This window comes from Wolbachia endosymbiont of Glossina morsitans morsitans, from assembly GCF_000689175.1.
GTDB lineage: Bacteria > Pseudomonadota > Alphaproteobacteria > Rickettsiales > Anaplasmataceae > Wolbachia > Wolbachia pipientis.
Genome location: NZ_AWUH01000182.1, coordinates 1 through 1,606, shown reverse-complemented (window position 1 = coordinate 1,606; position 1,606 = coordinate 1). Strand labels below are relative to the sequence as shown.

Sequence of the window (1,606 nt, the reverse complement as noted above, 5' to 3'; positions counted from 1 at the left end):
TAAATTTTTCAACATCCCAAAATTACAGAATTCAGTCTGTTTAATTAAGTGTGAACTGTTACACGAAAATTTTGTAAACAGATTAATATACCCTGTTTTTGCTATTCATCTAAAAATGGAACCATAGAGTACGTTGAGGAGCGTAAGCAAATTTTAATGCAAAAATTACTATCAAAAAATAAGATTATGCAAGAGGTCTAATTATTCTGCCGCAATTTTGCTCTATCACACTTGCCACATTTAATATTCCAGCTTCATCATAATAATTTCCAATCACTTGCAAGGCAAGTGGTAAACCCTTATTGGAGAGCCCAACAGGAACAGAAATAGCAGGCAATCCTGCCAGACTTGCCGGCACAGTAAACACATCATTGATGCACATAATTAACGGATCTGGCTTTTCATTTAAGCCAAAAGCTTCTGTTGGAGCAGATGGCACAAGTATGTAATCTATTTTTTCAAACGCTTTTATAAAATCATTTCTGATTAATGCCCTAATGCACTGCGCTTTTTCGTAATATTCATTATAATGACCTGAAGAAAGCGCATAAGCGCCAATTAAAATTCTTCTTTTCACCTCTTTACCAAAACCTTCTGCTCTTGTTAGTGAATACATTTCTTCAAGGGTATCAGCATCAACCCTTAATCCATAACGCACACCATCGTAACAAGCAAGATTGGATGAAGTTTCAGCAGAACAGATTAAATAATAGACTGGTATTGCATATTTAGTATGTGGCAGAGTAATGTCAACAACTTCAGCGCCATTTTCTTTTAAATAGGAAGCAACTCTTTCCCAATTATGAACTATTTCCTCTGAAATTCCATCCATCCTATATTCTTTTGGTATACCAATACACTTACCCTTGACATCACCATTTATAAAGCTAGAAAATTTAGGCACTGGCCTTTCGCTCGATATTGAATCTTTTGTATCATAGCCACAAATTGCTTCCAGCATTAATGCTGAATCAGAGACAGAACGAGTAATGACTCCTGCTTGATCCAGAGAACTCGCAAATGCAATCATACCAAAACGCGAGCATCTTCCATAAGTTGGCTTTATTCCAACTACTCCACAATAAGCTGCTGGTTGGCGTACAGATCCACCGGTGTCGCTCCCTAACGCTCCAGCGCATAAAAATCCAGCAACCGATGCTGCAGATCCACCAGATGATCCACCAGGAACAACTTTTTCCCCATCACTTTTTCTAATCCACACATTTTCAACAGGGCCAAAATAGCTATTTGTGTTCGTAGAACCCATAGCAAATTCATCCATATTAAGCTTACCGAGCATGGCTGCTCCACTTTTTAAAAGCAAGTCAGACACCGTAGATTCGTAAGTCGGAACGAAATTTTCCAGCATTTTTGAGCATGCTGTTGTTTTTATTCCTTTTGTACAGAATAGATCTTTGATGCCAACTGGTACACCCATGAGCGGCGAGATTAAATCATCCTTTTGCCTAGAGAAATGTTCATCTGCAGCTTTAGCAGCTTTCATTGCTATCTCTGGGGTTTTTGTTATAAATGCATTTAATTTCTCATTTTCAACCGCACTGATGTGCGCCTCTACGAGTTCAACGGCAGAAAAACTCTTTTTTTG

Annotated in this window: 1 protein-coding gene; it reads right to left on the bottom strand. The window is 38.1% G+C overall.

The features are described from left to right. Positions 1 to 184: 184 nt before the first annotated feature. The coding region (gene gatA / locus WGMM_RS04695) for an Asp-tRNA(Asn)/Glu-tRNA(Gln) amidotransferase subunit GatA (protein ID WP_038250801.1) at positions 185 to 1,606 on the bottom strand (1,422 nt) is incomplete at its 5' end.